Source organism: Pseudomonas sp. CM25, from assembly GCF_013179705.1.
Taxonomy (GTDB): domain Bacteria; phylum Pseudomonadota; class Gammaproteobacteria; order Pseudomonadales; family Pseudomonadaceae; genus Aquipseudomonas.
The window spans coordinates 1-1,776 of the sequence record NZ_JABMCW010000603.1; the positions used below are offsets into that span (position 1 = coordinate 1).

The following is a 1,776-nucleotide window of genomic DNA, read 5'->3' on the forward strand; positions in this document are numbered from 1 at the left end:
GACCCTCGGCCCTGAGCGCTCGGGTATACTCCTGCGCAATTTTGCGAAGTTTCAGAGGACTGTTCAATGAGCAACGTCGACCGCGCCGAAATCGCCAAGTTCGAAGCGCTGGCCCACCGCTGGTGGGACCGCGAAAGCGAGTTCAAGCCGCTGCACGAAATCAACCCGCTGCGCGTCAACTGGATCGATGAACGCGCCAGCCTGGCCGGCAAGAAAGTGCTGGACGTGGGTTGCGGCGGCGGCATCCTCAGCGAAGCGATGGCCCTGCGCGGCGCCACGGTGACCGGTATCGACATGGGCGAGGCGCCCCTGGCCGTGGCCCAGCTGCACCAGCTGGAATCGGGCGTGCAGGTGGACTACCGGCAGATCACCGCCGAAGCCCTGGCCGAAGAAATGCCCGAACAGTTCGACGTGGTCACCTGCCTGGAAATGCTTGAGCACGTGCCCGACCCGTCTTCGGTGATTCGCGCCTGCTACCGCATGGTCAAGCCCGGCGGCCAGGTGTTCTTCTCCACCATCAACCGCAACCCCAAGGCCTACCTGCTGGCCATCGTCGGCGCCGAGTACATCCTCAAGATGCTGCCGCGCGGTACCCACGACTTCAAGAAGTTCATCCGTCCGTCCGAGCTGGGCGCGTGGAGCCGCGATGCCGGCCTGCAGGTGAAGGACATCATCGGTCTCACCTACAACCCGCTGACCAAGCACTACAAGCTGGCCAGCGACGTTGACGTCAACTACATGATCCAGACCCTGCGCGAGGAATGAGCATGCGTTTGCGAGCAGTACTCTTCGACATGGACGGCACCTTGCTCGACACGGCGCCGGACTTCATCGCCATTTGCCAGGCCATGCTCGCCGAACGCGGCTTGCCGGCCATTGACGACCAGCGCATCCGCGACGTGATTTCCGGGGGCGCCCGTGCCATGGTCGCCGCCACCTTTGCCATGAACCCGGAGGCAGAAGGCTTCGAGGCCCTGCGCCTGGAGTTTCTGGAGCGCTACCAGCGCGACTGCGCGGTGCACAGCAAACTGTACGACGGCATGGCCGAGCTGCTGGGCGACATCGAGAAGGGCAACCTGCTGTGGGGCGTGGTCACCAACAAGCCGGTGCGCTTCGCCGAGCCGATCATGCAGCAACTGGGCCTGGCCGAGCGTTCGGCGCTGCTGATCTGCCCGGACCACGTGAAAAACAGCAAGCCCGACCCCGAGCCACTGATCCTGGCCTGCGCCACCCTGGGCCTGGACCCGGCCAGCGTGTTGTTCGTCGGTGACGACCTGCGCGACATCGAGTCTGGCCGCGATGCCGGCACCCGCACGGCGGCCGTGCGCTACGGCTATATTCATCCAGAGGACAACCCCAACAACTGGGGTGCCGACGTGGTGGTGGACCACCCGCTGGACCTGCGCAAAGTGATCGACAGCGCGCTGTGCGGCTGCTGAACCCCGCCTAGACCGCAGCACAGTCCCCGTGGGAGCGGTGCTGCGCCAACGAACACGAAGGACAGAACCATGTTCGACTACACCGCCCGCCCCGACCTGCTGCAAGGCCGGGTCATCCTGGTTACCGGTGCCGGCCGCGGCATTGGCGCCGCTGCTGCCAAGGCCTACGCCGCGCTGGGCGCCACTGTGCTGCTGCTGGGCAAGACCGAGGCCAACCTGAACGAGGTGTATGACCAGATCGAAGCCGCCGGGCATCCGCAGCCGGTGGTGATCCCGTTCAACCTGGAAACCGCCCTGCCCCATCAGTACGACGAGCTGGCCGTGATGATCGAGGACC

Annotated in this window: 3 protein-coding genes; all 3 read left to right on the top strand. The window is 65.2% G+C overall.

Annotated features, from left to right (window positions below):
- Positions 1-66 precede the first annotated feature (66 nt).
- Entirely contained in the window at positions 67-765 is a 699-nt protein-coding gene (ubiG, locus tag HP546_RS29880; RefSeq protein WP_172233371.1) for a bifunctional 2-polyprenyl-6-hydroxyphenol methylase/3-demethylubiquinol 3-O-methyltransferase UbiG, read from the top strand.
- Positions 766-767: 2 nt separating this feature from the next.
- Positions 768-1,439: an N-acetylmuramic acid 6-phosphate phosphatase MupP gene (gene mupP, locus HP546_RS29885; RefSeq protein ID WP_172233374.1), complete on the top strand. Its 672-nt coding sequence runs from the start codon at positions 768-770 to the stop codon at positions 1,437-1,439.
- A gap of 69 nt (positions 1,440-1,508) precedes the next feature.
- On the top strand, positions 1,509-1,776 hold a 268-nt coding region (locus tag HP546_RS29890; protein ID WP_172233377.1), incomplete at its 3' end, for an SDR family NAD(P)-dependent oxidoreductase.